This window comes from Pedobacter sp. Bi126 (assembly GCF_918698245.1).
GTDB lineage: Bacteria > Bacteroidota > Bacteroidia > Sphingobacteriales > Sphingobacteriaceae > Pedobacter.
Genome location: NZ_CAKKMS010000010.1, coordinates 52995 through 78573 on the forward strand (window position 1 = coordinate 52995; position 25579 = coordinate 78573).

Here is a 25579-nt window from a genome sequence, read left to right on the forward strand (position 1 = left end):
CCTGCAACTGAGCAGAACAGGTTTGAATAATTAAAAAGGCCGCAAAAATAAGCTGAAAGTTTTATTTTTGAAGATTCTCCCTAAGCACCCTAAAGATGGATAATTTTCAAGCGCTGTTCGATTACGTTCAAAAACTCTCTGGCCAAACGCTTTCAGCGGAAGAAAAGCAGGTATTTATCGAGCATTTCAAACCCAAAAAAATCCGTAAGCGGCAATACTTTTTACAGGAAGGGGATGTATGTAAATATACTGGCTTCATTGTGAAGGGGGCTGCCAAGACGTTTACCGTGGATGAAAAAGGGCATGAGCATATATTAAAATTAAGTATTGAAAACTGGTGGTTAGCCGATTTTGAAAGTTTTTACAAGTTGACACCAAGCCGCTTTAACATAGAAGCGCTGGAAGATATGGAGATCTTACAAATCACCCATAACCTGGTAGAAGAATTCATAAAGCCTATTCCTGCCTTTTCAGCGATGCAGAACGTGCTGAGTCAAAACAATACCATAGCTACCCAAAAAAGGATGCAGTCTTCCATTAGTCTAACTGGAGAAGAACGGTTTCAAGAACTCGTTAACGATTATCCGCACTTTCTACAGCGGTTCCCGCAAAATTTAATTGCTTCCTACCTGGGTTTAACACCAGAAACCTTAAGCCGGATCAGGAAGAACGCCTTAAAATAACTTGATCTTTGTCAAGCCTATTTAATGACTTTTGATAAGATCCAGCTTGTTGCATAGGTGCATCTTTGGATCAACATTAAATTCAAAGATCATGAGTAAATTAAAAAACAAAGTAACCGTAATTACAGGCGGCAATAGCGGCATTGGATTTGGTATTGCTGAAGCATTTAAAAGTGAAGGCGCTGCCGGAACTATTGTCGGTAGAAATCACTTAACTTTAGAACTTGCAGCTGCTCAACTGGGCAATGATTTTATAGCCATCAATGCGGATGTAACTAACCTTGCCGATTTAGAAAGGGTTTTTAAAGATACAGCCGAAAAATTCGGCAAAATAGATGTACTGGTAGCCAATGCCGGTGCAGGAACAACGGGAACAGTGGCAGATGTGAGCGAAGCTGATTATAACAAAACCATGGACCTTAACCTGAAAAGCGTTTATTTCACGGTACAAAAAGCCTTACCATATATGAATGATGGCGGCTCTGTAATTCTTATCGGATCAAATGCCGCACATCGGGCATATCCCTCATTCGGGCTTTACGGCGCTGCAAAAGCGGCGGTGATCTTTTTGGCGAAAAGCTTTTCGAACGACTTGCTAGCCAGAAAGATCAGGGTAAATGTAATCACACCGGGTACTACAGACACACCTGCATTTGATAAGTTCGTTCCTGCAGCGCACATTGATGCGGTTAAAACACAATTTGCAAGCGCGATGCCGATAGGCAGGATCGGGCAGCCCTCAGACATTGGTAAAACAGCGGTTTTCCTTGCTTCTGAAGAATCTTCGTTTTTGCTTGGTACCGAAATCCTTGTTGATGGTGGCATGACCTACTTAGCCCAGTAATTTCTTATTCACTGGTATGTGTTCAAACCCGTACCAGTGATCACTAGATATTAAGAAATCGGCAATAAAATATTGACGAAAGAGCACCTGGCCTATGCACTGCCTTGAATTTACTTGTCGTTTTGCTATGGCATAGCACATGAAAGGCAGTTTATCTGTAACAGCTAAACATATTCGGCCTGTAAATGTTATCACTCTATTAGCTGAAATTGTTATGCAAGAAAATAGAGCGCAAGATAATTTTGAGAAACGTTTCAAAGAATGTGATGATAAGTTCAACGCTATATTTAAACTTACCAGTGTGGCCTCAAAGATCATCCGGTCAGACCTCACCATCTTAAAGGTGAATAAGGCGCTTTGCGAACTGTTGGACTATCCGCCAGAACAAATTGAGGGAACAAAAATCCTGGATCATGCCTGTGAAGAGCATATCGCACACTGGCATCGCCTCCAGGAAGAGATCTGGGCCAGGCAGGTGCCGTTCTTCAAGCTACAGGCCTGCCTGTACCGAAGAGACCGCAGCCGCGTATGGGTTGATGTGACTACGATCCTGTATAACGACCAGGGGGAAACCTTTGGATTTACTGTACTGGACGATATTTCCGGAATGAAACAGCTTAAGGAGAGCCAGAAACGTCTGAACCTTGCCCTTAAGTATACCGGTACAGCTATCTGGGAACTGGACCTTGAGACAAAGGAAGTTTTTCGTTCCCGAGACCATGATGAAATCTTTGGCTACCCGCAAAGGCAAGCGCATTGGACCCTGGAAAGCTATTATCCACATATATCAGCAAATGACCTTCCAGTGTTCAAGGAGGCCCTAAACAATATTCAGGATGACGGTGGCGTAGACGTGCAGGTTAGATTAAATACAGCGGATGGCAAGCTTCAATGGCTGAATATAAAGGGCAAAACCGAAACCAATAAAGCGGGTAAAGCCGTGAAACTGGTGGGTGTTATTAACGATATTACCAACGACAAAATTATAGAAAGGCATAAAGACGATTTCATAAGTATTGCCAGCCATGAGCTGAAGACCCCAGTTACCAGCTTAAAAGGATCAGTACAAATGTTGCAACGGGACGCGAACCGGCAATCTGACCGTACCAAGCGCTTGGTTGCGCAGGCAAGCAGGGGCATAAACCGGATCTCACTGATCATAGACGATTTGCTCAATGCCGGTAAAAATTATCGTGATCAGATTGAACTTCGGAAAACGAACTTCAACCTGTTTGAGCTGGTCCAGGAAATAGTTGAACTGTTTGCTTCCACCGACGTTCCGGCGGTAACTATAACAGGAAAAAAAAACATCATGGTCCATGCCGATTCAGAGCGGATCGGCCGGGTACTTACTAATCTGATCGGTAATGCAGTTAAATATGCGCCAGGCACTGCAGAGATAAAAGTTGAACTCATTGATCATGAAACCTATGTTAAAATCTCCGTTATCGATAGGGGCCCAGGGATTGTTGCCGAAAAAATCCCCTTGCTATTCGACCGGTATTACCAGGCCGCGGGGCAGCAGGAGCAAAATTCAGGACTTGGGCTAGGCCTGTTTATCTGCGCCAACATCGTTCGTAAACATGGGGGAGAGATCGGTGTAGACAGCGTGCCAGGCGAGCGTACCGACTTTTGGTTCACACTTCCGAAATCCGCAGGCAGTTAGGTTCAACAATATTTACAATTTGCACCGTAGGGCTGGATAATCCCAAAATTCGTTTTAAAATCGCCTTTGGTTAAACGGTTAGTTTGACCTTTTTCCCTGTTTTTACAGCCTCGTATATGGCGTCAATAATTTTAAGATCTTTCAAACCTTCCTCACCGTTTACAGGAACTACCGGCTTGTTATCTTCAAAAATAATAGTGGCCATTTCATCCATCTGTACCGTTTGATGCGTAGTGATGGGCTGCGTGAGTTCACCTTGATGTGTTCTCCCCTTGATTGGACCATAACCCGTAGAAGGTTGCATTTCTGCAAATCCTTTGTCGCCACTCATAAAAAATCTATCCAGGTAATTGATGTTATAGCTAGACAAGCAGGAGGCTACCGCACCGCTGGGGAAACCCAATTGAAATTGTATGGTCTCATCTACACCTTCTTTAAACTTCGCAGGGTCGGTTTTGGTTTCCTGAGCCGTCACCCAGATCGGCTCTTCTCCCACCATATACCTGGCTCCGTTAATTGCATAGATTCCAATATCCATCATTGATCCCCCGCCGGCAAGTGCTTTGTTTAATCGCCATTGTGTCGGATCGCCTGCTTTAAAACCACATTGTCCCTGGAAAAACCTGATTTTGCCGAAGTCGCCCGCATTTCTCATTCGGATCACTTCCAGCGTACGGGGTTCAAAATGCAGCCTATAGCCAACCAGTAACTTTACATTTGCTTTTTTACAGGCATCAAGCATCTCTTGTCCCTCTTTGGCATTCAATGCCATCGGTTTCTCGCATATGGCATGTTTTCCCGCTTTTGCTACCCGGATAACCTGACTATGGTGCAGTGCATTTGGCGTAATCACATAAATCGCATCTATATCCGGATTATTTTTAACCTGATCGAAGTTTTCGTAGTTATAACAATTCTTTTCCGGGATGTTGTACTTCGTTTGCCATTCTTTAATTTTTGAAGGCGTACCGCTAATTACACCAGCCAGCTTCGCCTTGGTACAGGCCTTCATCGCTTCTGCTACACGGGTACCATATCCACCTAAACCCATGATGGCTACCTGGAGTACCTTACCCTGGTAAGGTTGTTCAATTTGGTCAGGAACGTTCGCAAATGCCGATATCGATCCCAATTGCAGCATCAATGCTGATGCACCCATTTTTTGTAGAAAATCTCTTCTGGTATTCATATTTATCCTGTAGCTATGTTCCTATTCAGCAAAAATTTAAGCAATATGTGCTATTGCCTGTTTTGCCGCTTAATTAACTGATTTACTTCATGATATCTAACACCGACCAGTTACATTTAGTTTTCACCATATGATTTGCGGCTTGATCTAAACTACAAATTGATTTGACAGTTATAATTCAAGAAAGATATTGGCATCGCTGTAGTACCGATCTAATCTTACCGATCCTGGCACCAGTTCACATTCGTTTGATTGTTATTTAGTAAGATTAAGCGCACAGATCCATTCCAAACAGGGGTATAAATTGATATGCGGCCGAAGGAAAAAACCGCATATCAATCATTAATTTACGATCAATCGCAAACAGAACTAGCGGGTACCATCGCAAACACCCCTAAAATAGCCAACAGATTCAGCTATTCCTGCTAAGGGATCTTTCATGTCTTTTTCATACTCTAAACTACAGCAGCCCTGGTAATTAACCTTTCTCAGCATTTTTACGAATGCAGGGATATCAATTACGCCACGGCCGAGTTCGCAAGTGGTACCTTCATTTGCCGCGACAGTTACATTCTTTAAATGCATATCAAAAATACGTTTCGAGAATTTCTGAAGGTCTGCAACTGAATCCCGTCCGTCTCTTTTATTATGCCCCATATCAAAGCATATACCAACACGTTGATCCAGGTTTTTAATGAGGTTGTAGATGCTTTCTGCATTTGGATATAGTTTATCCTGCGGGCCATGATTATGAATGGCATAACGAATATTATATTCTTTTGTCTTTTGGGCAACATACTCCAGGTCAGCATGCGCTGGAATTCCGATCAACAGATCAACACCAACCCTTTTTGCATAATCAAATGCATTATCGATCTCTTCTTTATTTTTGGTGTATATAGGGCCTACGGCATACCCTACTATGTTATTATCCTTAAGTTTAGCATGAAAGGCAGCAATTTCTTCTGCTGTACTTTTAAAAGGCAAATGAAAGTCTTTAATACAGAGGTAATGTACATCAACCTTTTTCATCATTTTAAGCGATTCGTCAAGGTTAAAGTTAAGGAAGCTATAACCGGCGATTGCTAATTTAAAAGCGTCTTTACCCGCGGCATTACCTTTAGCAGGCGCTGCAAAAACTGACGGGGCATCGATCAGCGTTGCTGCAGTTAGCCCCAATATTCCTGTTTGTAAAAAATTTCTTCTTGTAGTCATTTTAATTTATCTGGCGAATAAAGTTAATATTTAAATTGGTGCAGTTCAAACCTGCAAACAGATCTTTTAAAAAAATGAACTGTTTCACAGCATCAATTTTTGCCAGCTATAAAGCTTAAATAGCTAATGTTCCTCACCTTCTTCTTCAGCGTTCTTAACCTTGCTTAACAGATCGTAGGCGCCTTTTACCACCACCTTCACATCATTGATCTGCCCGGCAAAAGAAACCTGGGTGTAACCATTTTCGGCAACACCTGTTTTCACTTCTGTCATCCTGTACCGATAAGTGCTACGGCCCTTATCAGCAGGCTGATCTATAAATACGAACTTTTTGCCTTCAAACTCAACAATAGCGGCATCGGGTAGTGCTTCAACTTTGTTCATTCCACTTTCCACATAAGCCTTAAGGTACATGCCCGGAAGCAGCTGTGTATCCTCCTTATCCAGGTGGCAATGAATTTGCACGGTACGCTCTTTGCTAATTTCCCTTCCGATGAGGTAAACCGTAGCCATGCGCTCCTTTTCTTCATTGGCCAGTACAAAGCGGACTTTCTGCCCCAGCTTAAGTTTGGGTACATCCTTTTCAAATACCGTAAGCTCTGCATGCAGGTGCTCGGTATCGGCAATTTTAAACAACACATCGGTGGTGCTGGCAAAGGCACCTATATTGGTATTAACCTGCGTAACGTAACCCGCCATTGGCGTATAGAGGTTAAAGGTTTTCTGGATCTGTCCTTTTTCCAGTGCCGCAAAACTGATGTTCATAATGGAAAGTTTCGAACGCTGCCCCAGCAATCTTGCACTCACACTCTGGTATTCGCTCCTTGCTTTCTGAAGTGCTTTTTTTGAATTTACGTTTTCCTTTGCCAATTCTTCCTGGCGATCGAGCTCCTGCTTTAAAAACTGCAGCTGGCTTTTATAGTCCAGATAATCTTGTTGCATCTGAATAAATTCCGGATTCTGCATTACGGCTACGAGCGCCCCTTTGGCTACCCGTTTTCCCTGTAGCATATCGGTGCTTTTTACAATACCTTCCAGCGGTGTGGAAATAGATACCAGGCTTTGCGGGGGAAGATCGAGCATGCCGTTTACTTTCGTTGTTCCGCTTAATTCTTTCAGTTCAATGTCTCCCAGCGTAATTTCTGATAGTTTGTGCTGCTCTGGGGTAAGGGTTACAATATCGCTCTCTTCGTGAACGGTCTCTTTTTCGGGCTCCTTTTCTGTATTGGGGCTGCTACAGCCAGCCAAATAAAATGGAAAGGACAGCAGGGTAAGATATTTATATATGGATCTCATGAGATTTATGCTTTAAAATGATTTGTTGTTACCGGTTAAAAATTCAATCTGGTTGATGCTCTGGCTTAACTGGAGTAGGGCCATCAGGCGCCCCTCGTAAATACCATTTGCCTGTTTAAGGTTCAACAGGTATTCCGAATAGCCTATTTCTCCGTTCTGGTAGGCGATGCGGCTATTTTTTAATATCAGTGCCGCATTGGCTAGCGCCGAAGTAATAAAATAGTCGTAACGTTTCCTGTTTTTCAGGTATTCGCCCAGGGCCTGCTGGTACTGGCCTGTTAGTTTTCGCTGATGGAGCTGCAGGTCGTTCGAGGCAATATCCCTGTTAATGGATGCGGCCTTTGCCTTCGCAGAATAAGCGCTGTAAAATAGCGGAATGGAAAGCCCTACCTGAAAGCCTTGAAAACGTTTGTCGCGGCCAAAGAAAACATCACTGCCGTTAACATTTTGAAAACCGGTTAGCGACTGGTTAAAATACCCCAGGGTAAAATCGGGCATCGCTTTGGCAAGTTCTACTTTTCGCTGTTTTTCGGCAATCACAATCTGTTGCCTGAAATAGGCAATGGCTGGATTTTCATTTAGAAGAACCGTATCTCCGATCGAAACCCCGGGTGTTTCCCTTAAAAATTTGTCGGCGATTAGGGGTAGCTCGCCCCTTCCAATCAGCGTAGCCAACTGCGTTTTATAAATTTCGATATCAGACCGGTCTTGATCGAGCAGGTTCTGTACATCTTTGAGCTGCGTCTCTGCAGCTACCTTTTCAAGCAGGTTACCCTCGCCTGTTTTGTATTTTAGCGAAGCTGATTTTACAAAACCCTTATAGATACTGTCTTGCTCGAGCAGCAGTTTTTCCTTCGAATAGAGGTACTGAAGATTGGTGTAAACCGTCTTCACCTGAAAAATGAGTTCGTTTTTACTTGAAGCCGCCTGAAGCTGGCCTGATTTGATACGTTCATCCCCTAATGCAGCATTTGCGGCGAAAAGTGTTGGAAAGGGAATGTTTTGCGAAATGGTAAAGTTGTTGTCGTTTTTGATCAGACTGTTGTACTGCCCGTAAAGCATAGACACTTCAGTTTTGGGCATTTCGAAGGCACTTTTCCTGAGTGCCTGTTGCAGCCCTACACCAAGGTTAGCCCCGCTAATCGCCCTGTTGTTTTCCAGTGCCGAAGATATTGCCTGTTCAAGCGTTAATGCAGTTTGGGCCTTAGCAGGCTGAAATCCAAACAAAGTAATAGACATCACGATTATGCCTGCTACTGGAGCAATTCTTACTTTTTTGCGCCCCATTTTTTCTACCCAGATATAAAGCACCGGAAGTACCAAAAGGGTCAGTAATGTGGCAGAGATTAATCCACCGATAACAACCGTTGCCAATGGGCGCTGTACCTCAGCACCGCTTCCGCCCGAAATGGCCATTGGAAGAAAGCCCAGAGAGGCTACAAGGGCCGTCATAATCACCGGGCGAAGCCTAACCGAAGTTCCTGTTCTGATAATTTCGAGAATATTGTTCATTCCTTCTTTTTTTAACCTGTTAAATTCACTGATCAGTACGATACCATTCAATACCGCCACGCCAAAAAGGGCAATAAAACCGATGCCTGCGGAGATGCTAAACGGCATGCCCCTTGCCCATAGGGCAAATACGCCACCAATGGCCGACAATGGAATTGCGGTAAAAATTAAAAGCGCATGTTTAATCGATGAAAAAGTAAGATAAAGCAACAGCAAAATGAGCAATAGGGCCAGTGGCACGGCAATACCCAATCTTTTGGTGGCTGCCTGCAGGTTCTCAAAAGTGCCGCCAAAGGTTGGATAATAACCTGGTAAAAACTTAACCTCTGTATCAATATTCTGCTTGATTTCCTTCACAATACTTTCCACGTCCCTTCCCCTCACATTAAAGCCAACGGTAATCCGTCGCTTTGCATCATCACGCTGGATCTGGTTTGGCCCTTCCCTGTACTGGATATCAGCCAGTTGTTCCAACGGGATCTGGTTGCCATTGGGTGCCGTTACAAACAGATTCTTCACATCCTCAAGCGACTGCCTGTTTTCTTTTTCCAGGCGTACAACCATATCAAATCGCTTTTCGCCTTCAAATACAAGTCCTGCAACCTCTCCGGCAAATCCCGAGCGGATAGCGGTATTCACATCTTCGATGTTCAGTCCGAACTGCGCAATCTTTTCTCTATGGAACTTGATGATAACCTGTGGAAGTCCCGAAGCTTGTTCCACATAAATATCCTCAGCACCTTCTATTTTTCTGGCTATAGCACCAATCTTAGCTGCATAGGTACTGAGTTTCGAAAAATCCTCTCCATAAACCTTGATTACCACATCCTGCCTGGCACCTGTCATGAGTTCATTAAAGCGCATCTGAATGGGCTGTTGGAACCCGAAAGTAACCCCAGGAATATACTGTTCAAGCTTGGCCTGCATCTTTCCCGCAAGCTCATCTCTTGTCGAAGCATTTGTCCAGTCGCCTTTATCCTTTAAGATAATGATCAGGTCACAGGCTTCAACCGGCATGGGGTCGGTTGGAATCTCGCTAGAGCCAATCTTTCCGATTACCTCTTTTACCTCAGGGAAATTTGCCTTTAATACCTTTGCTGCGCGTGTAGCAGCCTCAATGGTTTGAGAAAGGCTGCTTCCGGTAAGCACCCGGGTTTCTACGGCAAAGTCGCCCTCCTCTAGCGTGGGAATAAATTCGGCGCCCAGATAATTGAAAATAATGAGACAAATGGCGAATAATCCTATGGCAATGCCCACAACAGCCACCCGTGCCCGCAGTGCAAAATTGAGCATTGGGGTGTACACCTTTTGAAAAAAAGACATGATCCTGTCTGAGGTATTTCTTTTGGTGCTGATGGTTTTGTTTAGAAACAGCGCACTCATCATCGGCACATAAGTTAACGACAAGATAAAAGCGCCAAGGATAGCAAAAGTCACCGTTTGGGCCATTGGCCTGAACATTTTGCCTTCTATCCCAACCAGTGCCAGAATTGGCAGGTAAACGATGAGGATAATGATTTCTCCAAAAGCAGCACTGTTACGGATCTTGGAAGCAGATTCAAAAATCTCGGCATCCATCTCCTGCTGGTTTAACCTGTTTTTGTTTTTTCGGACACCCAGATGGTGAAGAGATGCCTCCACTATAATTACCGCTCCATCTACGATTAGCCCAAAATCTATAGCGCCAAGGCTCATCAGGTTTCCGCTGACGCCAAAAAGGTTCATCAGGCATATGGCAAAAAGCATAGCAAGTGGAATAACCGAGGCCACAATCAATCCGGCGCGGAAATTCCCCAAAAGCAGTACCAGTACAAAGATCACAATCAATGCGCCTTCAGCCAGGTTTTTGGTCACCGTACCAATGGCACTGTCTACCAGTTTTGTGCGGTCGAGAAATGGCTCGATCACCACGCCCTCTGGAAGATTCTTTGCAATCTGATCCATCCGGGTTTTTACATTTGCAATAACCTTAGAAGAGTTGGCGCCCTTGAGCATCATTACTACTGCCCCTACTACCTCGCCCTGATCGTTTCTGGTCATGGCGCCGTACCTGGTGGCCGCACCGATCCTCACTTCAGCTACATTTCGGATCAGCACAGGAATGCTATTCTCATTGGTCCGTACAACGATGTTCTCAATGTCCTCAATACTATTGATAAGCCCCTCGCTCCTGATAAAATAGGCGTTAGGTTTCTTATCGATGTAAGATCCGCCGGTGTTCTGGTTATTTTTTTCAAGTGCCTTAAAAATGTCGCTGATGGATATATCCATACTTCTGAGCTTGTCGGGATTAAGGGCAATCTCATACTGTTTGAGGTATCCCCCAAAGCTGCTCACATCTGCTATGCCCTCTACGCCCAGGAGCTGGCGGCGAACAATCCAGTCTTGAATGGTGCGGAGCTCGGTAGCATCATATTTTTTTTCATATCCCTTTTTGGGATGGATAACGTACTGGTAAATCTCTCCCAGTCCGGTTGTTAATGGTGCAATCTCTGGCGTGCCGATCCCCTTCGGAATGGCTCTTTCTACTTCGGCAAGCCTTTCGCTCACCTGTTGACGGGCCCAGTAAATCTCTACGTTTTCCTTAAACACCACTGTTACAACTGAAAGGCCGAACCTGCTAAAGGAACGGATTTCTTCTATTCCGGGAATAGTGGCCATGGTCTGCTCTACCGGGTAGGTTACAAAACGCTCAATATCTTCTGCGCCGTTGCTTGGTGAAGAGGTAATAATCTGGACCTGGTTATTGGTAATATCGGGAAGGGCATCTATGGGCAGCTGTCTAAGGGAGTATATGCCCCAGGCAATCAGCGCCAGTATCATAATTCCCACCAGCAGTTTCTTCCTGATGGAGAATTGTATTATTCTGTTCAGCATTGTCGTTTAAATCAAAAATCAATAAATAGCAGGGCATCATTGCACCTCATGGTGCAAAATTGTGCATGTAAAAAAGCATGCTTTTCATGGATAGCGCCATGAGATAAAAAAATTGATTAAACGAGTTTAGGGGGTTGCCAGATATCGAGTGGTTGTTTTTTCAATGCCGAGCACTGGAAAACCGGGTATGGTTTCCGGAATACCGGAACAATCAGATCTGTTAACTTTTCGGTTGGAAAGTGTTGCCCCACCGAGCAGCAGGCACAGCTGCAGAATGGCGGACAGGATTCTCCGTGCATATGCTCAGCTTTTGATTGATCGCTGTGCACAGTGCTTTCAGTGTGAGACTTCGAAACCATATCTTCCTTGTCCTGGCAGGGCATTAGGCCCAGAAGGATCAGATAAAGAGAAAAAAGGAATACAAAGTTTTTCACCAAGGGCAAATGTAATGATTAATGTTTTTAATTCATAAAGCCCGTTTTTATTTTAATACCTGTTTTGTTTTGATGGTAAAAAAACAATTTATCTCCTCAGGCAGTCTTAATATGCTACGTATCATTATAGATGCAAAGTTATGAGGTAAAGAATGTTGGTTATTTTTATGGCTTGCAATTTTTACAAGCCCTTACATGCGTACTAACCTAAATAATGAACTGGCCACCAAGCCACATTACCCTATATTAGATGGCCTTCGCGGTGTCGCAGCTATAATCGTTGTCACCTTTCACTTAACCGAGCCCTTAGGCACCGGGCACCTCGATATCCTTGTTAACCATGGTTATCTGGCTGTAGATTTTTTCTTCTTATTATCGGGTTTTGTAATGGGCTACGCTTATGACGACCGATGGAATAAAATGAGTGTGGGCAGTTTTTTCAAACGCCGTATTGTACGTTTGCAACCCATGGTGATTTTGGGGATGACCATGGGCGCTATCGGATTCTATTTTACAGATTCTACCATATGGCCGCTCATTCATACTATTCCACTCTGGAAGATGCTGCTGGTACTATTAATTGGCTATACCATCCTACCGATACCACTATCGCTTGATATACGTGGCTGGCAAGAAATGCATCCCATGAACAGTGTGGGCTGGTCCTTGTTTTTCGAATACATTGCCAACATTCTTTATGCGGTGTGGATCAGGAAGTTTTCAAAAACGGCATTAACTATCTTAGTGGTTATCGCCGCTATTGCATTGGCACAGCTGGCCATTACAAACGGCGATGTGAGCGGTGGCTGGACACTGAATGTAGAACAAGTGCGTATTGGCTTTACCCGTACCGTATACCCTTTCTTTGCGGGTTTGTTACTTTCGCGCATTGCCAAGCCCACCCGAATTAAAAATGCCTTTTTATGGTGCAGCCTTTTGGTGGCACTAGTACTTTATATGCCGCGCATTGGCGGTGCTGAGCAGCTTTGGATGAACGGGATTTATGAATCTGTCTGCATTATCATTGTGTTCCCGCTCATCGTGTATATTGGCGCCAGTGGCGTACTGCAAACGCAAAGAGAGCATAAGATATGCAAATTTTTAGGCGATATATCCTATCCACTTTACCTGGTACATTATCCATTGGTTTATTTTTACGTGGCCTGGATCAGCAACCATAAAGGCACAACAATTGTGCAGGCCTGGCCATATGCCTTACTCATTTTAGTTGGTGGGATTGTTTTGGCCTATGCCGCATTAAAATGGTACGACGAGCCAGTGCGCAAATGGTTGCAGAAAAAGTTTGCATAAGACTGAGTTAGGCTTAAAAGAGGCTGTGAGGAATCGTCATTGCGAGAAGGCTTTTTCAGCCGACGAAGCGATCTTACAACGATCGCTACCAGCGTGCGCATTAAGATTGCTTCGTTCCTCGCAATGACGATCTTTCTATTGGAATCTGTCATTGATAGCCTATCGAAAGCCCTGTTTAATGCCCGTAAAGCGTTTCGACTACTTGTCCCGATTCATCGGGAAGCTCTCCGTAGGAGTCCTTTGGACAACCTGACAAATCCGAATGGAATCAGAACTTGTGACACAGACTCTTCTTTTGGTCTATGTTACTTTAAAAAATCATTTAGGTAAGTTGAGATTATTTTCGTCTGCATCATTAAACTCACATGCCCCTGGCCAGGGACAATGGCCAAATGAGATTTTGGCATCGCCCCCATATCGGAAAATTTGTCGCCGCCAAGTAATTGGTAGGTTTTACTCAGTTCTACTTTATCCAGGCCGTCATTATCTCCTGCGATGATTAATACGGGTGAAGTAATTTTCGCAATATTGGCGTCGCCCATGTCGAATGTTGTCCCTGCAAAAACAATCATCTGTTCTATAAATTTTGTCCATTTTGTTTTGTCAGGCGCTACCGCATCATATGCCGTTTTCATAGGTGTATTTGCAAACATTTCAGGTTTCATATTTTTAAATGCATCTGCTATTTCAGGTTTCCAGCCAGTACTTTTATAAGTAGAAGAAATGACCACTAATTTTTTTATGCGTTTAGGACTTTGTATGGCTAACTTATAGGCTATAGAGCCACCCATGCTATACCCTGCAACATCGGCACTGTCTACTTTTAAATGTTTCATTACGCCCTCCACATCACTTGCCAGCACAGCCTGGTCTAATTTCCGATCAGAAAAAGGTGTGTGTCCGTGTCCCTGTAACTCAATAGCGATTACTTTTCTGGTTTTCGATAATTCGGGTATTAATTGCCCCCAGTTTGTTTCGATAGTCATAAAAGCACCATGCAGTAAGATGAGCGGTTTACCCTCACCATATACTTCGTAATAAACTTTAAGGCCGTTAACCGGTGCATAACCGCTCTCGGCAGGCTTAAGTTGTTGCGCTTTTGATTGAGCTGCTGCAAACATGATGATTGCGAAAAGTAGTACTGATTTAAGGATCTTACCTTTTTGAAATAAATTTTTCATAAAGCTGTTTAAATTTAGTTTGAACGATATTAACCATACAAATATGAGATTCATTCGGGGCTTTACCACGACGTAAAAACGACAACTTCGGTGGCGGATTGCGACATTGCAGATTTGAAGGTTGATGCCAGTATGTTTAGAAAAAATTGCAAATGAACCCAGCTAATGGTGTATCATAAATATAGAATGTCATCCTGAGGAGTAATTATTTTATAAAAATTCAATATTAATGACAGGAGAATTTAAAAAATTAAATCTCCTCAGATTATCGTCATTGCGAGAAGGCTTTTTCAGCCGACGAAGCAATCTTACAACTATCGCTAGTAGCGAGCGATTTAAGATTATTCATTTTTGCAGTTGTTTTCAAAGGCATTCATGAGCTCGCTTCGTTCGGTTGTCTTCGTGCCTCGCAACGACGGCCTTTCTTTTGGAATCTGTTAATGGTAGTTTGTCGAAGGGCTTTGTTAAATAACCTTTTAACTAAACTCATCGAAAGATGAGCTTCTTTAATTAAACCTAATCTACCACTTTTAGTAGTTGCGTTTAACACGTATATTTGAATATTACCCACAAGAGATTACGCTCAAAACCACGGAAAATGGAACAAAAAAATCTAACGGAATTAACAGACGAAGCGTTGCTGCTAGAAGCAAAAAAAAGGAAATCGGCAGTCATAACCAATGCCATACTAATTGGATTCCTGATCGGTGTTGTATTTTACAGCGTGATGAAAAACAGTTTAGGCTTTTTAACCCTCATCCCCTTATTTTTCATTTATAAGCTGACAAATAACTCAAAATATAACAATCAGGAATTAGAGAACCTTTTAAAAGAAAGAGGTTTGAAATAAGAAAGATTGTTGATGATCGGATAATGGTGGATCACCTTGGCCAATGGATTGAAGTGTAAAAATATACAGGGAAAAATCTAAGAAAGATGGAATCCAATATCAAAATCATTAATAAAAATGAAGGCGAGTATTTAGGCATTGCAGGAGGTAATTACAGGATCATCATTTCTGGTGAGCAAACCAGTGGCAACTATGCGGTTATTGAAATGATTGTCTCCCCAGGTGGTGGCCCACCGCCGCACGCCCCACCCCGACACACAGGAAATGTTCCATGTATTGGAGGGAGAAGTCGAGTTTAAAACAGAAAACGGCAAACAAATTGTTTCAAAAGATGGCTTTGTAAATATCCCTCTTGGTGGAGCCATTCACTGCTTTAAGAACACTTCAGAAAAACCTGCACGATTGCTCTGCACGGTAGTACCCGCCGGATTGGAAAATCTATTTCAGGAAATAGGTGTGCCTGTTCTTCCTGGACAAACACTCCCCATTCCTGAACTAACAGAAGAGCGGAAAGCATTTTTAAACGAGATGGATTTGAAATACAATCAGCAAACCTACCCCAAGGATTTCTGGGATAGTAAATTCATTGACTTGATTAATAAAAAAGATAACAGCAATTGGCACACTTATGGCTTATTAAAAACCATGAAACAGATATATCTTATTGTAGCGTTATCAGTAATGCTGCTTACCAGTGCTTGTTATAGTATCAGAACTGCTGGTAATAGCGGGAAAGTTCCTCCAGGGCAAGCCAAAAAAGGAACAGGTTCTAAATCGGCCAAGCCTTTTGCTCCAGGGCAACAAAAAAGAAATTAAAAAGAAAACCCTCCAAATTTGGAGGGTTTCTTTCTTTATTACACAAACAACTAATGTTTTCCCTTACCGTTTCCATGGCCTTTGCCATTTCCGTTTCCTTTATTAAAATGCTGTGAGGGTTTTCCTTTATTGCCTTTATAAACTTTGGTATTCCCCTTGGCCGGTGCATATTTCTGTCCTTTGCTTTTCCCTATTGCCGATTGCCCATGGTTGCCTTTAAATTTGGCATATTTTACTTTATGGGTTTCGAAATAACGGTAAGGTTTACGTGAGTTAATTACTACCTTGTAGCCATTATATAAATCATACCCGCTATATCTTGGTGGTAGAGATGTGGTAAAAACCCAACCTCCTGCACCCATATAAATAAACTGTTTTTTGGGCACATAATAATAACTCTCAATATCGGGCAGGTAGTAATAATCTACATAATCATAGCCGGTTGGACCCCATGCAGGCTGTGCGCCAATGTTTATGTTTACACTTACCTGGGCCTGAGCTTTAAAAGTGAGGCTGCTGCTTACCACGAGTAACAACAGCAAGAATAGCTTTTTCATCGTTTTAAATTTAGATCTGAATAATGGGATTTTACTGTTTTAAAGTAACCGTGCCCAACGATGTGTTTTGCCCTAAAGCCACTTTAACAGCCGTAATGGTACTATCTCTATAACCAACAACCGGTGCAAATTTAACTGAATAGGTACCTGAAGATAAGCCACCAACTGTAAACTTACCAGTTAAAGGATCGGCAACGGTACCCACAGTATCTGTACCAGCAATAACCAAAACTTCAGGATGGCTTGCTAAAGGCAAAACAGTTCCCGAAATCAATCCGGTAGTTGCTGACGCGATTCCACGTACCACTGGTTTTAATAAATATTTTCCGTTTCCGGTGCTTACGATAGATTTCGCCGCATCAAAGTCTAATAGAAGTGTATAAGCAGCGCCTTCAACCAATTCAGGATTAGCGGTTAATTTTACTTTCCAGCCAGAAGATTGTGCACTTGGTGTTTTAAGTTCCTGTTGAACCCCATTTACCACAATTGTATTTCCGGTTTCGTTGAGTACCAGTCTGATTTCGGTAATTTCGCCTGAAGGCATTTCACCTGAAGCAACCAAAATATCAGGGTTACTGGTGCCGATCCTAAAATCAAGGATATCGAATATACCTGCACTAGCTGCAAATACATAAGGTTTATCGCCCGATACCAGTACAATCTCTTTTACACTTAAATTAATCTTATCGAAGTTACCCGGAGCATCCGTCATTTTAATCTGAACTTTAGTTGTTCCCTGGCTTGATTCATTTTTTTTACACCCATAAAAGACAGTCATCCCGATTACAACGAAGACGGCTAAAATGGTATTTACAAAATTTGTTTTCATAACTGTAGATTTTATTTAAAGTTTTACGCTTCAAAGTTGAGGGCCGAAGATGAAACCAACATGAAATTTAAATTTTATTTTTTTCATCTTAATTTCATGTTGCCATCCTACTTTTGAAATGTGAGCGCACCATGTATGGTGGTTTTTAGGTAGGGTTTACCTCTTAGGGGGTAAACTTTTTTTATATTTATAAAATGATCCGATTCGCCGTTATTTTTTGCCTGGCTATTGCCCCGTTATCGGGTGTTTTTGCCCTGCAACAAGATTCTACCGCTTTAACTGTTTCAAATCAGCAGGAAGAACTGATTAAAAAACAGGATAAGGCAAAAAAAGACAAACAGCCCGAAAACCAAAAACCTGAGCCACTTCAGATCAAAGAAGTACCAAAAGCCAAAAAACAGCTAAAACCCATGGCGGTAAAGCCCAAAGTAAAGGTAAAACCCATCAAGATTATTAAACCTAAGATTAAAAGGCCATAACTATATGCGCACCCGTCTCTTAATTTTCTTCTCATTTTTGGTGATATCAAATGTAAAGGCACAGCAAGATTCGACAAAAGCTACGCTTACACTTGCGGCCATGTACAACAGTAACATTAATTATTACGGGCAGGTTACCCCTGAAAAATATCCGTATGTACTCTTTAACGCTACCTTACGGTTTCCAAGCGGTTTATATTTTTCGGGCGGTGGTTATAAGCTCTTAAACTATGGCTCAACCATTTCGGAAACAGATTTAGGCGTAGGTTACGATTATGATTTTAATGAAAAATTTACTGCCGGACTAGCCTATACCCATTCTTTTTTTCCCGCTAATTCTCCTTTGCTTCAGGCATCCAACAACAATAACATCAATGCATCGGCCGCCTACCAATGGCCTTGGTTTAAAACAGATCTTAGTCTCGATTTGGCCTTCGGAAAGCAAACCGATGGATTTATCAGTTTCGGAAATTCAAAAGAAATCGAATTGGGAACGGTATTCAATGAAAAGAATCTTATTTCAATTACGCCAGCTGTAGAGATTACAGCAGGTACCACCCGCTTTTACGAAACCTATATCATCGAAAAAAACAAAAGGCAGAACGCTAATGGGAATGGAAAGGGAAAAAGTGATACCGCTCCGGGAATCGTTAACGGGAGCACCACCGAGGTAGTTGAAAATACGGTCAATCAGTTCAAACTATTGTCTTACAATTTTAAGTTACCTTTAAACTGGAGTAATGGAAATTTCCTTGCAGAGGCCAGTTATCAATTCTCCATACTTGGAAACAGAAAAGAAGAAAATGTAAAACATCAACAATCATTCTTCGGTTTAGCAGTTTATTATCAATTTTAATCCTCATGAAGGTACTGATCATAGAAGATGAAAAAACACTTGCCTTTGAAATGGAAAAGTTTCTTAAAAAGGCTTTCTTCTTGTGCGATCTGGCCCATAGTTTTAAACAGGGTTTTAATAAACTAGAACTAAACCAATATGATTATGTGCTGATTGATTTGGGCTTGCCAGATGGTGATGGCTTTGAACTGCTCAGCAAGGCGAAGAAAAGCAACCCAGATGCGGCCTATATTATTCTTACGGCGAGAGGAAAATTAGAAGACCGGGTGGCAGGCTTAGACATGGGCGCAGACGATTATTTAGCGAAGCCTTTCTTTTTACCCGAACTTCAATCGCGGATGCAGGCCATTGCCAGGCGAAAATTTAAAGTGGCCGAAGCGTTAATCCCCCTCGGAAATTTTAACATCGATCTGCAAAAACGCTTTGTATTTTTCGAGGAAGAGCAGATTGAACTTTCGCGCAAAGAATTTGATCTTTTAAGCTACCTTTTGCTACATAAAAACAGGGTGCTTACCCGAATGCAATTAAGCGAACATATTTGGGGCAACTTTGTTGATGATGATTACGACTCGAACTACATTGATGCACACATTAAAAACATCAGAAAGAAATTAAATGTTTACGCCCCTACCGAATGGCTGGAAACGGTTAGAGGCGTTGGTTATAGAATTAAGAAGTAATTTGAAACTATCTACTAAACTTATTTTATTTATTACCGGATCTAAACTTGCCATTGTAGGTCTGTTTATCCTTTTGCTTCCTTTTCTGATCGGGCAGATTGCTGCTAACTACACCAACTTTTCGCTTAGAAACCAACAGAAAAAAGTACTCCAGAATATCAATAAAAAGGGAATAGATTATTACTTCGAAGGGGATAACAGTTATGGGAGCTACACCATGCTGAAAGATGAATACATTGCACTTGAAACGGTAGCACAAACACTGAAATTAGACACCATACGCGATACCAAACGTATTGTAGAACAAGATACCATCGCGTATCGGGTGCTGAGTTTTACTTTTCAAAAAAACCAAAAAAACTACCTCTTAGAAATCGGTAAAACCACCGCCAGCATTAACCTTTATAACGATGCGCTCCAACGCTTTGCTTTATACGTGCTTATCATTCTTATTGCCCTAAGTATTATTATAGATTTGATTTTTACCCGGCAGTTAATCAAACCACTTAGTCAGATTATCAAATTAAGGCTGACCAATAGCCGGTTTCCCTTTAAAAAGAAACATGGCCATATTAAAACCAGTACACAAGACTTTAAATACCTCGATCATTCACTCATTTCGTTAATGGACCAGATTAACGAGGCTTTTGAAAAGGAGCGGGAATTTACGGCAAATGCCTCGCATGAGTTTATGACGCCCATTAGTATATTACAAAACAAGATGGAAAACCTGCTTACTGAAGAATCGGCATCCGAAGCGGTACAGGAACACATTGTGGATATGATGAAAACACTGGAGCGGTTAAAGAAAATATCGCGTTCGCTACTACTCATTTCGAGAATAGAAAATGAGCAATTCTCCAAACAGGATGAGATAGAGCCACAAACACTCCTTAATGAAATAGTGGAAGAAATAAGCCATAGGCTCGAGGAAAAAAACATTCAGATCGACATCGACCTTAGCCATAACAAAAGTTTAAGCAACATCAATCATGATCTTTTATTTCAGCTCTTTTATAACTTAATTAACAATGCCATTAAGTTTAACAAAGAAAATGGAAGTATACAGATTTCTGATCATCTCGAAAAAGGTTATTATTCCATTCAGGTTAGCGATAGTGGCCAAGGCATTAAAGCAGAAGATATACCACACGTATTTAACCGATTTAAAAAAACCGGTCATGCCGAAAATGCGGGCTATGGCTTAGGGCTTGCCATTGTAAAAAGCATAGCAAACTACCTTAACTTAAAGATTCAGGTGAATTCAATACCGGGAGAAGGGACAAGTTTTAAAGTTATTTTCGAGGGATAAGATTAAAAATGTTATTTGTTCCGTTTGATGTAGATTTCTACTCCAATGGTGAGAATGACACAGATAGCAAGAAAAATTATTGTCCAAATCCTCATCGATTTGCCTTTATATATTCAAAATAAGCTTTTGCACTTGCTAAAAAATTCACCCTGTATAAAGCTAAAGAATAGATAATCAAACCGGTAAACAGAGGAATCTTGTTCTCAATTGCATTATCACTGAATATCGCTGGTATCAGGATCAACATACTCAGAACAGTAAGTGCACTAAAAAGATTTCGAGCCCAACTATGGCCTTTAAAAACCAGGTAGAGCATGAGTACTGTTAGCACTAACCTAATAATTTGTACTATAAGTTTAGACTTATCTATGTACCCCAAGGCCACGTGATAAGTTACCAATACATATATGCTGAACAAAAACATACTTGCCAATGAGCGGAGAATATCGTTTCTGCCCTTTTTTTCAAATTCATTCATGAGATGCGTCAGATTTTTCTGATAGACGAATATAGTCATTAGCCATCCTTTCAAGAAATCAGAATGCGAAAATGATTATATACTGCATTAAGATTAGCTTCGCTGAGCACTTCGTGGTTCCCGCCTGCGCGAGAATGACGACCAGTTTTTACAATCTGTCAATGATAGCCTGTCGAAGGAGCTGTTAAATACGCCTCAAGGTGTTTCGACAAGTTCTTTGTAGGAGTCCTTTGGACAACATGACAGTATTTGAGGTAAAACCACCTCTGTGATACAACCTCTTTTTCTTTGGCAATATTTAAACAGTTTACTCCATCTTAAGCCAGGTATACCCTTCTGCTTTAATCTTGATTTTAAGCTGAATTTTATGTGATGCATCTACCACATAGTTTGTTTTCTTTCCTGCTTCATCGGTTACAACTACATTACGGGTTATACCAGCATAATACAACGGAACTGATATAACTCTTTCTATATCCTGACCCAAGGGGTTATAAACCATTAACAAGCCCTTTGTTTTCAGGCTGGGGTTTACATGTAAAATACCATCCCAATCTCTGCCGTCGGCCCTGCGCAGGTGGATAATATCGCTATTGAGAATATCGCGGTATTGTTTGTACCAATTGATTACACCTTTTACAGTTTCTTTTGTGGCTTCGGTATCGTATAAACGGGGACCACGGTAACAGGCCTGCACCCCTGCCCCATAATATTGCATCATCAACTGTTGATAGTCCTTAAGGTGATCGGCAAGTGGCTCAAGCACAGCTTCTGCCCCACCTCCCTGATAGGCCGTAAGTGGCACAAAACCCCAGCCCATACTCGGTGTTTTCTCCCAGGTACCGTCAAAAATATTCTGTCTGTTCAAAATCATCTGGTTAGTCCTTGGCAACGAAAAATTCACTTCACGATAGCCAATTGCAATTTTATTGGTACCATCTAAAAAATACCAGTCGGGTGCATTGATGTAAACGCCCCGTTCACTTAACCAGTGGTAAAGTTCTTTTTGCATTTCCATCTGTGTCCATTGACTATCGGCCAGCCCTTTGTGCCCCGGGTGTGTGGTCGAGGCACATACATCGCCAGGGTAAGGCCCGTCGTTTTCCCAGATGTCGAATCCTGTTTTCTGAAAAAAGTATTTGATTTTATCGCGATAACTCAAACCCCATTTACTACCAAAACACGGTGCGTTACCGAAAAAGGCACCTCCTGGTTTTCCAGTCAGCGGACTAATCACATCATCTTCATCACTAATTCTTCTGGAACTAAAAAGCGAATAACCGCCAATCTTTATATTTTTAGCATGGGCATATTCGGCAAGGTTTTTCCACTTCTGGATATTTAATGCGGTAGAATCTTCCATATTCATGTGGCTTCCAAAACTTAAAATCAGCGCTTCGTATCCGGTTACCGCACACTGATCAATGGCATTTTTTACCTGTTGATCGTTCTTGCTCACCAGGTGCATAAAGATTGGATTTTGAGTTGTCCACGGTGCAATAACGCGGTACATTTTACGAATGGCCAAACCCCGCCTTTCCCGATCATAACTATCCATTAAAAGCTCGTTGGTGCGGATAGAGCTGAATACCTCGCCTGCAGCGAGTTCAACATTTACGCCCTTATCTGGGTATACCTCCAATAAACAAGGAGTGGTTTTGTCGTAATTCACCTGTGAGGTATAAAGGCTGTCGGCCTTCCAATGCGTGCTCTGATCACTTAAACTGTATTTCATGGCATTGTTAAAGGCAAAATTACTTTCGATATAAATACCATGTGGTGTTTTCATTTTATCGGTACCACCCACAACAGCGCTTTCTTCTTCTACTACGCCGAGCACCTCATTTACCACCTGATCAATCTTGATTGGCGCATCTGTTTTATTCTCGACTGTTACCCATTTGGTCATCAATGGAAGTCCATCGTATAATGCATAATTTACCTTAACCAAAACACCGTTTAGTTTAGTGTCTGCGCTTTTATAAGTAAATGTTACTGTTTTGCCTGTTGGATTTTTCTTGTTGGCCGTCCACATGGAGCCTGGGATCCATTTGATAAACTGTGGCAATGCAGTAATTTCATATTCCTGGAACTGAAAATCTCTTGCATTCGCTTTCAAACTGGCCAGTATGCCAGTAGTAATGTAAGCATTTTCTGTCTGGCCATATAAACCACCAATATTGTATTTTTTGCCGTTAATGCTCACCTGGGCCTCTGGTTTAACTGACCGGAGCAGCTGCTCTCCGGTAGTCAGGTTACGAAGATCGGTACAGGCCACATTTGGCGATAAACGGAACACCCGCTTAAGCAGGCCATTGCTTAAAATAATATCTTTTTGATCTGCACTTTTAAAAACAGCTGCAGGATGACCTTCTGCATGAACAAGCCAATCTACAGTACTCAAATTATCCAGGGCGCTTTTCCAAACTGGGATCTGCTGGGCTAAGACTTCGGCAAACCCATAATTTAAAACCACCGCAAACAGCAATATTATTACTTTATAAAGCGGATGGGGATTACCTGCAGGCAATTTGGTTAGTTTCAAGGCGATTGTACTTTTCAGCCCTATTAATTTCAGCATATTCTTGTTGTCAGTCATGCTAAAATATGGAAATTGCGGAGATTTTACGAACGTTTAATGTTTTATCAATAAATCGACCGAACCCCCTAAAAACACCAATAAAAGGACAAATGTTAACATTCCCAAGCTATAAGCAATAATTGCTTTTAGGTAACTTGCTACTTTTTTGCCGTTAAAAAACTGTGCTATAGCCCATGTAGTATAAACTGCCCCTGTAATACCCGAAACTTTCATGAAACTGATTTTACTAAGTCCTTCAGCAATGGCAAAAAGAGAAATGATTAACATGCCAATTCCCATTACAAAGCACAGCAGGATCAATATTTCGAAGAAATTGTAGCTGTATTTTTTAAAAAATAATTTTAACCACAAGGAAATGCAAACACCCATTAAAATATTTGCATAACCATAATGTCCCTGTACCCATTCGAAAATTAAACCGATGCTCGTTTTTTTTACCTCCTTAAACTCAACATAACCATCTTCAATATGAAAGAAATGACTAATCACCGTATAAATTAACGAGCTAACGATGATAAATATAACCGGTTTTACCAAACGGCTGCGGTTCTCAGTAATGAATGTTCTGATATTTTGGCCGGGCCTGATGAGCAGTTCTTTTACGGTAAACAATATTCCTTTTTCGAAATGTAGAATATGTTGTATTTCGTGTAAGATATAGTGCGCATCTACCCTTTTAACATGCACAGGCTGACCACAACGGCCGCAGAAATCATCATTTACAACATGGCTGCAGTTTCTGCAATTGATTAGATCAGGATGCATATAATTTATTGATTAATATTTGTTGTATTACGTAATCTGATCTCATCATTTACCGATTTTAAGGAGATGTAAATAGGCAACCAGGTAATGGGTAGCACCATTGCTGGGATGAATAATACCAATTTTGCCTTGAGAAAAAACAAGGCTAAAGAAATAAGCACTCCTAATATGATAAATCCAATTAAGGCACCCTTTAACTTCGACTTGGTTTTATTTAATTCTGCCAAGCTTAATTCAGACCATTTTTTCATCATTCAAATCTTTTCTATAAAAGTGGATACAAAAATATTTTCAAAGGCTACACTTTAGTGTAAATTTGCTATTAAGCCATCCCTTAAATGAAAGACACCATTACCTCCACTTTGCTAACCAAGAATAAGGTTGAAAAAATATCAACCGAAGATCTTCAGCAGCAAGATTATATGGAAGCTATAAAAGCTTTTGCACGCTTAACCTACGAAAGTGTGTATGTAATCGATTACGAAAAAATGGCGTTTGAGTATGTTTCAGAAAACCCCTTATTTTTATGTGGTTATTCGCCTAACGAAGTTTTGGATTTAGGTTATGAATTTTATTTTAAAAATGTACCTGAAAAGGATCTTACATTATTGAGTCTGATTAACGAAGCGGGATTCGATTTTTTTGCCAAATTACCTGATGAAGAAAAAAAACATTATAGTATCACTTACGATTTTCATCTGATTAACCGGGAAGGTAAACCCACGTTGATTAACCATAAACTTACCCCCTTGTTTTTAACTGGCGAAGGTAAAATGTGGAAAGCGATGTGTATTGTCTCCCTTTCGCAGCATCAGCATACGGGCAATATCTGTATATACAAACAAGGTACTGATGAGCTGTGGGCGCTAAATATCGAAAGTAAAATCTGGCAGAAATCAGAGAAACCAAAACTCAGCAAGAGGGAAATCGAAATATTGCAATTGCATGCCCAGGGCTTAACCATTAACCAAATTGCCGAAAAAACATTTGTCGCTCCCGATACCGTAAAGTATTATAGGCGACGGATTTTTGAACGATTGGAAGTGAGTAATATGGTTGAAGCACTTTCACGTGCGGTTAATAGTAAGATGATTTAGCTCATCCATTTTTTTACAATATTTTGGCCGGGAATTACCGCCCCGACCAA

At 41.5% G+C, this 25579-nt stretch carries 22 protein-coding genes; 11 read left to right on the forward strand and 11 right to left on the reverse strand.

Features of this window, described 5'->3' with window-relative positions:
• Positions 1 to 95: 95 nt before the first annotated feature.
• The 3 genes from LQ201_RS24480 to LQ201_RS24490 all read left to right on the forward strand — a co-directional run bounded on the left by LQ201_RS24480 (position 96) and on the right by LQ201_RS24490 (position 3193).
• A complete protein-coding gene (locus LQ201_RS24480) occupies positions 96 to 683 on the forward strand; it encodes a Crp/Fnr family transcriptional regulator (protein ID WP_230146366.1) in 588 nt (195 codons plus the stop codon).
• A 91-nt stretch (positions 684 to 774) separates the two neighbouring features.
• Positions 775 to 1527, forward strand: a complete 753-nt coding sequence (locus tag LQ201_RS24485; RefSeq protein WP_230146367.1) for a glucose 1-dehydrogenase — start codon at positions 775 to 777, stop codon at positions 1525 to 1527.
• Between the two features lie 139 nt (positions 1528 to 1666).
• On the forward strand, positions 1667 to 3193 hold the full coding sequence (locus LQ201_RS24490) for a PAS domain-containing sensor histidine kinase (RefSeq protein ID WP_230146368.1): 1527 nt from the start codon (positions 1667 to 1669) through the stop codon (positions 3191 to 3193).
• 70 nt (positions 3194 to 3263) lie between these two features.
• Here the strand turns inward: LQ201_RS24490 and LQ201_RS24495 are convergent, their stop codons facing one another.
• The 5 genes from LQ201_RS24495 to LQ201_RS25755 form a co-directional block, all read right to left on the reverse strand.
• Positions 3264 to 4382, reverse strand: a complete 1119-nt coding sequence (locus LQ201_RS24495) for a Gfo/Idh/MocA family protein (protein WP_230146369.1) — start codon at positions 4380 to 4382, stop codon at positions 3264 to 3266.
• 369 nt (positions 4383 to 4751) lie between these two features.
• Positions 4752 to 5597 carry a sugar phosphate isomerase/epimerase gene (locus tag LQ201_RS24500; protein ID WP_230146370.1) on the reverse strand — a complete coding sequence of 282 codons (846 nt, stop codon included), beginning with the start codon at positions 5595 to 5597 and terminating at the stop codon, positions 4752 to 4754.
• A gap of 123 nt (positions 5598 to 5720) precedes the next feature.
• A complete protein-coding gene (locus tag LQ201_RS24505; RefSeq protein ID WP_230146371.1) occupies positions 5721 to 6893 on the reverse strand; it encodes an efflux RND transporter periplasmic adaptor subunit in 1173 nt (390 codons plus the stop codon).
• Between the two features lie 12 nt (positions 6894 to 6905).
• Positions 6906 to 11282 (reverse strand): CusA/CzcA family heavy metal efflux RND transporter, encoded by a 4377-nt coding sequence (locus tag LQ201_RS24510; protein WP_230146372.1) that lies wholly within the window; start codon positions 11280 to 11282, stop codon positions 6906 to 6908.
• Positions 11283 to 11398: 116 nt separating this feature from the next.
• A complete protein-coding gene (locus LQ201_RS25755; protein WP_371823070.1) occupies positions 11399 to 11716 on the reverse strand; it encodes a DUF6660 family protein in 318 nt (105 codons plus the stop codon).
• 195 nt (positions 11717 to 11911) lie between these two features.
• Between LQ201_RS25755 and LQ201_RS24515 the strand changes: the two genes are divergently transcribed.
• Positions 11912 to 13027, forward strand: a complete 1116-nt coding sequence (locus LQ201_RS24515; protein ID WP_230146373.1) for an acyltransferase — start codon at positions 11912 to 11914, stop codon at positions 13025 to 13027.
• A 305-nt stretch (positions 13028 to 13332) separates the two neighbouring features.
• Here the strand turns inward: LQ201_RS24515 and LQ201_RS24520 are convergent, their stop codons facing one another.
• Positions 13333 to 14208 (reverse strand): alpha/beta fold hydrolase, encoded by an 876-nt coding sequence (locus LQ201_RS24520; RefSeq protein ID WP_230146374.1) that lies wholly within the window; start codon positions 14206 to 14208, stop codon positions 13333 to 13335.
• Positions 14209 to 14806: 598 nt separating this feature from the next.
• On the opposite strand from LQ201_RS24520, the gene LQ201_RS24525 reads away from it, so the two are divergent.
• Together LQ201_RS24525 and LQ201_RS24530 are read left to right on the forward strand one after the other, a co-directional pair.
• The gene (locus tag LQ201_RS24525) at positions 14807 to 15058 is read left to right on the forward strand and encodes a hypothetical protein (RefSeq protein ID WP_230146375.1); all 252 of its coding nucleotides are present in this window, start codon (positions 14807 to 14809) and stop codon (positions 15056 to 15058) included.
• Between the two features lie 225 nt (positions 15059 to 15283).
• Positions 15284 to 15874 carry a cupin domain-containing protein gene (locus tag LQ201_RS24530; RefSeq protein WP_371823071.1) on the forward strand — a complete coding sequence of 197 codons (591 nt, stop codon included), beginning with the start codon at positions 15284 to 15286 and terminating at the stop codon, positions 15872 to 15874.
• Positions 15875 to 15924: 50 nt separating this feature from the next.
• Here LQ201_RS24530 and LQ201_RS24535 read toward each other — a convergent pair whose 3' ends face one another.
• The gene (locus LQ201_RS24535) at positions 15925 to 16431 is read right to left on the reverse strand and encodes a hypothetical protein (RefSeq protein WP_230146378.1); all 507 of its coding nucleotides are present in this window, start codon (positions 16429 to 16431) and stop codon (positions 15925 to 15927) included.
• A gap of 31 nt (positions 16432 to 16462) precedes the next feature.
• Complete coding sequence (locus LQ201_RS24540; protein WP_230146379.1) at positions 16463 to 17260, reverse strand: DUF4382 domain-containing protein; 798 nt, start codon at positions 17258 to 17260, stop codon at positions 16463 to 16465.
• Positions 17261 to 17454: 194 nt separating this feature from the next.
• Here LQ201_RS24540 and LQ201_RS24545 point away from each other — a divergent pair, with 194 nt between their 5' ends.
• The 4 genes from LQ201_RS24545 to LQ201_RS24560 are packed head-to-tail and all read left to right on the forward strand — an operon-like array spanning position 17455 to position 20587.
• On the forward strand, positions 17455 to 17739 hold the full coding sequence (locus tag LQ201_RS24545; RefSeq protein ID WP_230146380.1) for a hypothetical protein: 285 nt from the start codon (positions 17455 to 17457) through the stop codon (positions 17737 to 17739).
• 4 nt (positions 17740 to 17743) lie between these two features.
• Positions 17744 to 18595, forward strand: coding sequence for a hypothetical protein (locus LQ201_RS24550; protein WP_230146381.1), 852 nt, complete (start codon positions 17744 to 17746; stop codon positions 18593 to 18595).
• 5 nt (positions 18596 to 18600) lie between these two features.
• Positions 18601 to 19275 carry a response regulator transcription factor gene (locus tag LQ201_RS24555; RefSeq protein WP_230146382.1) on the forward strand — a complete coding sequence of 225 codons (675 nt, stop codon included), beginning with the start codon at positions 18601 to 18603 and terminating at the stop codon, positions 19273 to 19275.
• A complete protein-coding gene (locus tag LQ201_RS24560) occupies positions 19211 to 20587 on the forward strand; it encodes a HAMP domain-containing sensor histidine kinase (protein WP_230146383.1) in 1377 nt (458 codons plus the stop codon). Before LQ201_RS24555 ends, LQ201_RS24560 begins: the two co-directional genes overlap by 65 nt.
• 785 nt (positions 20588 to 21372) lie before the next feature.
• On the opposite strand, the gene LQ201_RS24565 is transcribed toward LQ201_RS24560, so the two are convergent.
• Genes LQ201_RS24565 through LQ201_RS24575 form a run of 3 tightly spaced genes read right to left on the reverse strand, consistent with a single transcriptional unit; the run spans position 21373 to position 24686 of the window.
• Positions 21373 to 23646 carry an alpha-galactosidase gene (locus LQ201_RS24565; RefSeq protein WP_230146384.1) on the reverse strand — a complete coding sequence of 758 codons (2274 nt, stop codon included), beginning with the start codon at positions 23644 to 23646 and terminating at the stop codon, positions 21373 to 21375.
• A 54-nt stretch (positions 23647 to 23700) separates the two neighbouring features.
• Complete coding sequence (locus LQ201_RS24570) at positions 23701 to 24432, reverse strand: DUF3667 domain-containing protein (protein ID WP_230146385.1); 732 nt, start codon at positions 24430 to 24432, stop codon at positions 23701 to 23703.
• A 5-nt stretch (positions 24433 to 24437) separates the two neighbouring features.
• Positions 24438 to 24686: a hypothetical protein gene (locus LQ201_RS24575; protein WP_230146386.1), complete on the reverse strand. Its 249-nt coding sequence runs from the start codon at positions 24684 to 24686 to the stop codon at positions 24438 to 24440.
• 84 nt (positions 24687 to 24770) lie between these two features.
• Between LQ201_RS24575 and LQ201_RS24580 the strand changes: the two genes are divergently transcribed.
• Entirely contained in the window at positions 24771 to 25529 is a 759-nt protein-coding gene (locus tag LQ201_RS24580; RefSeq protein ID WP_230146387.1) for a response regulator transcription factor, read from the forward strand.
• Positions 25530 to 25579 lie beyond the last annotated feature (50 nt).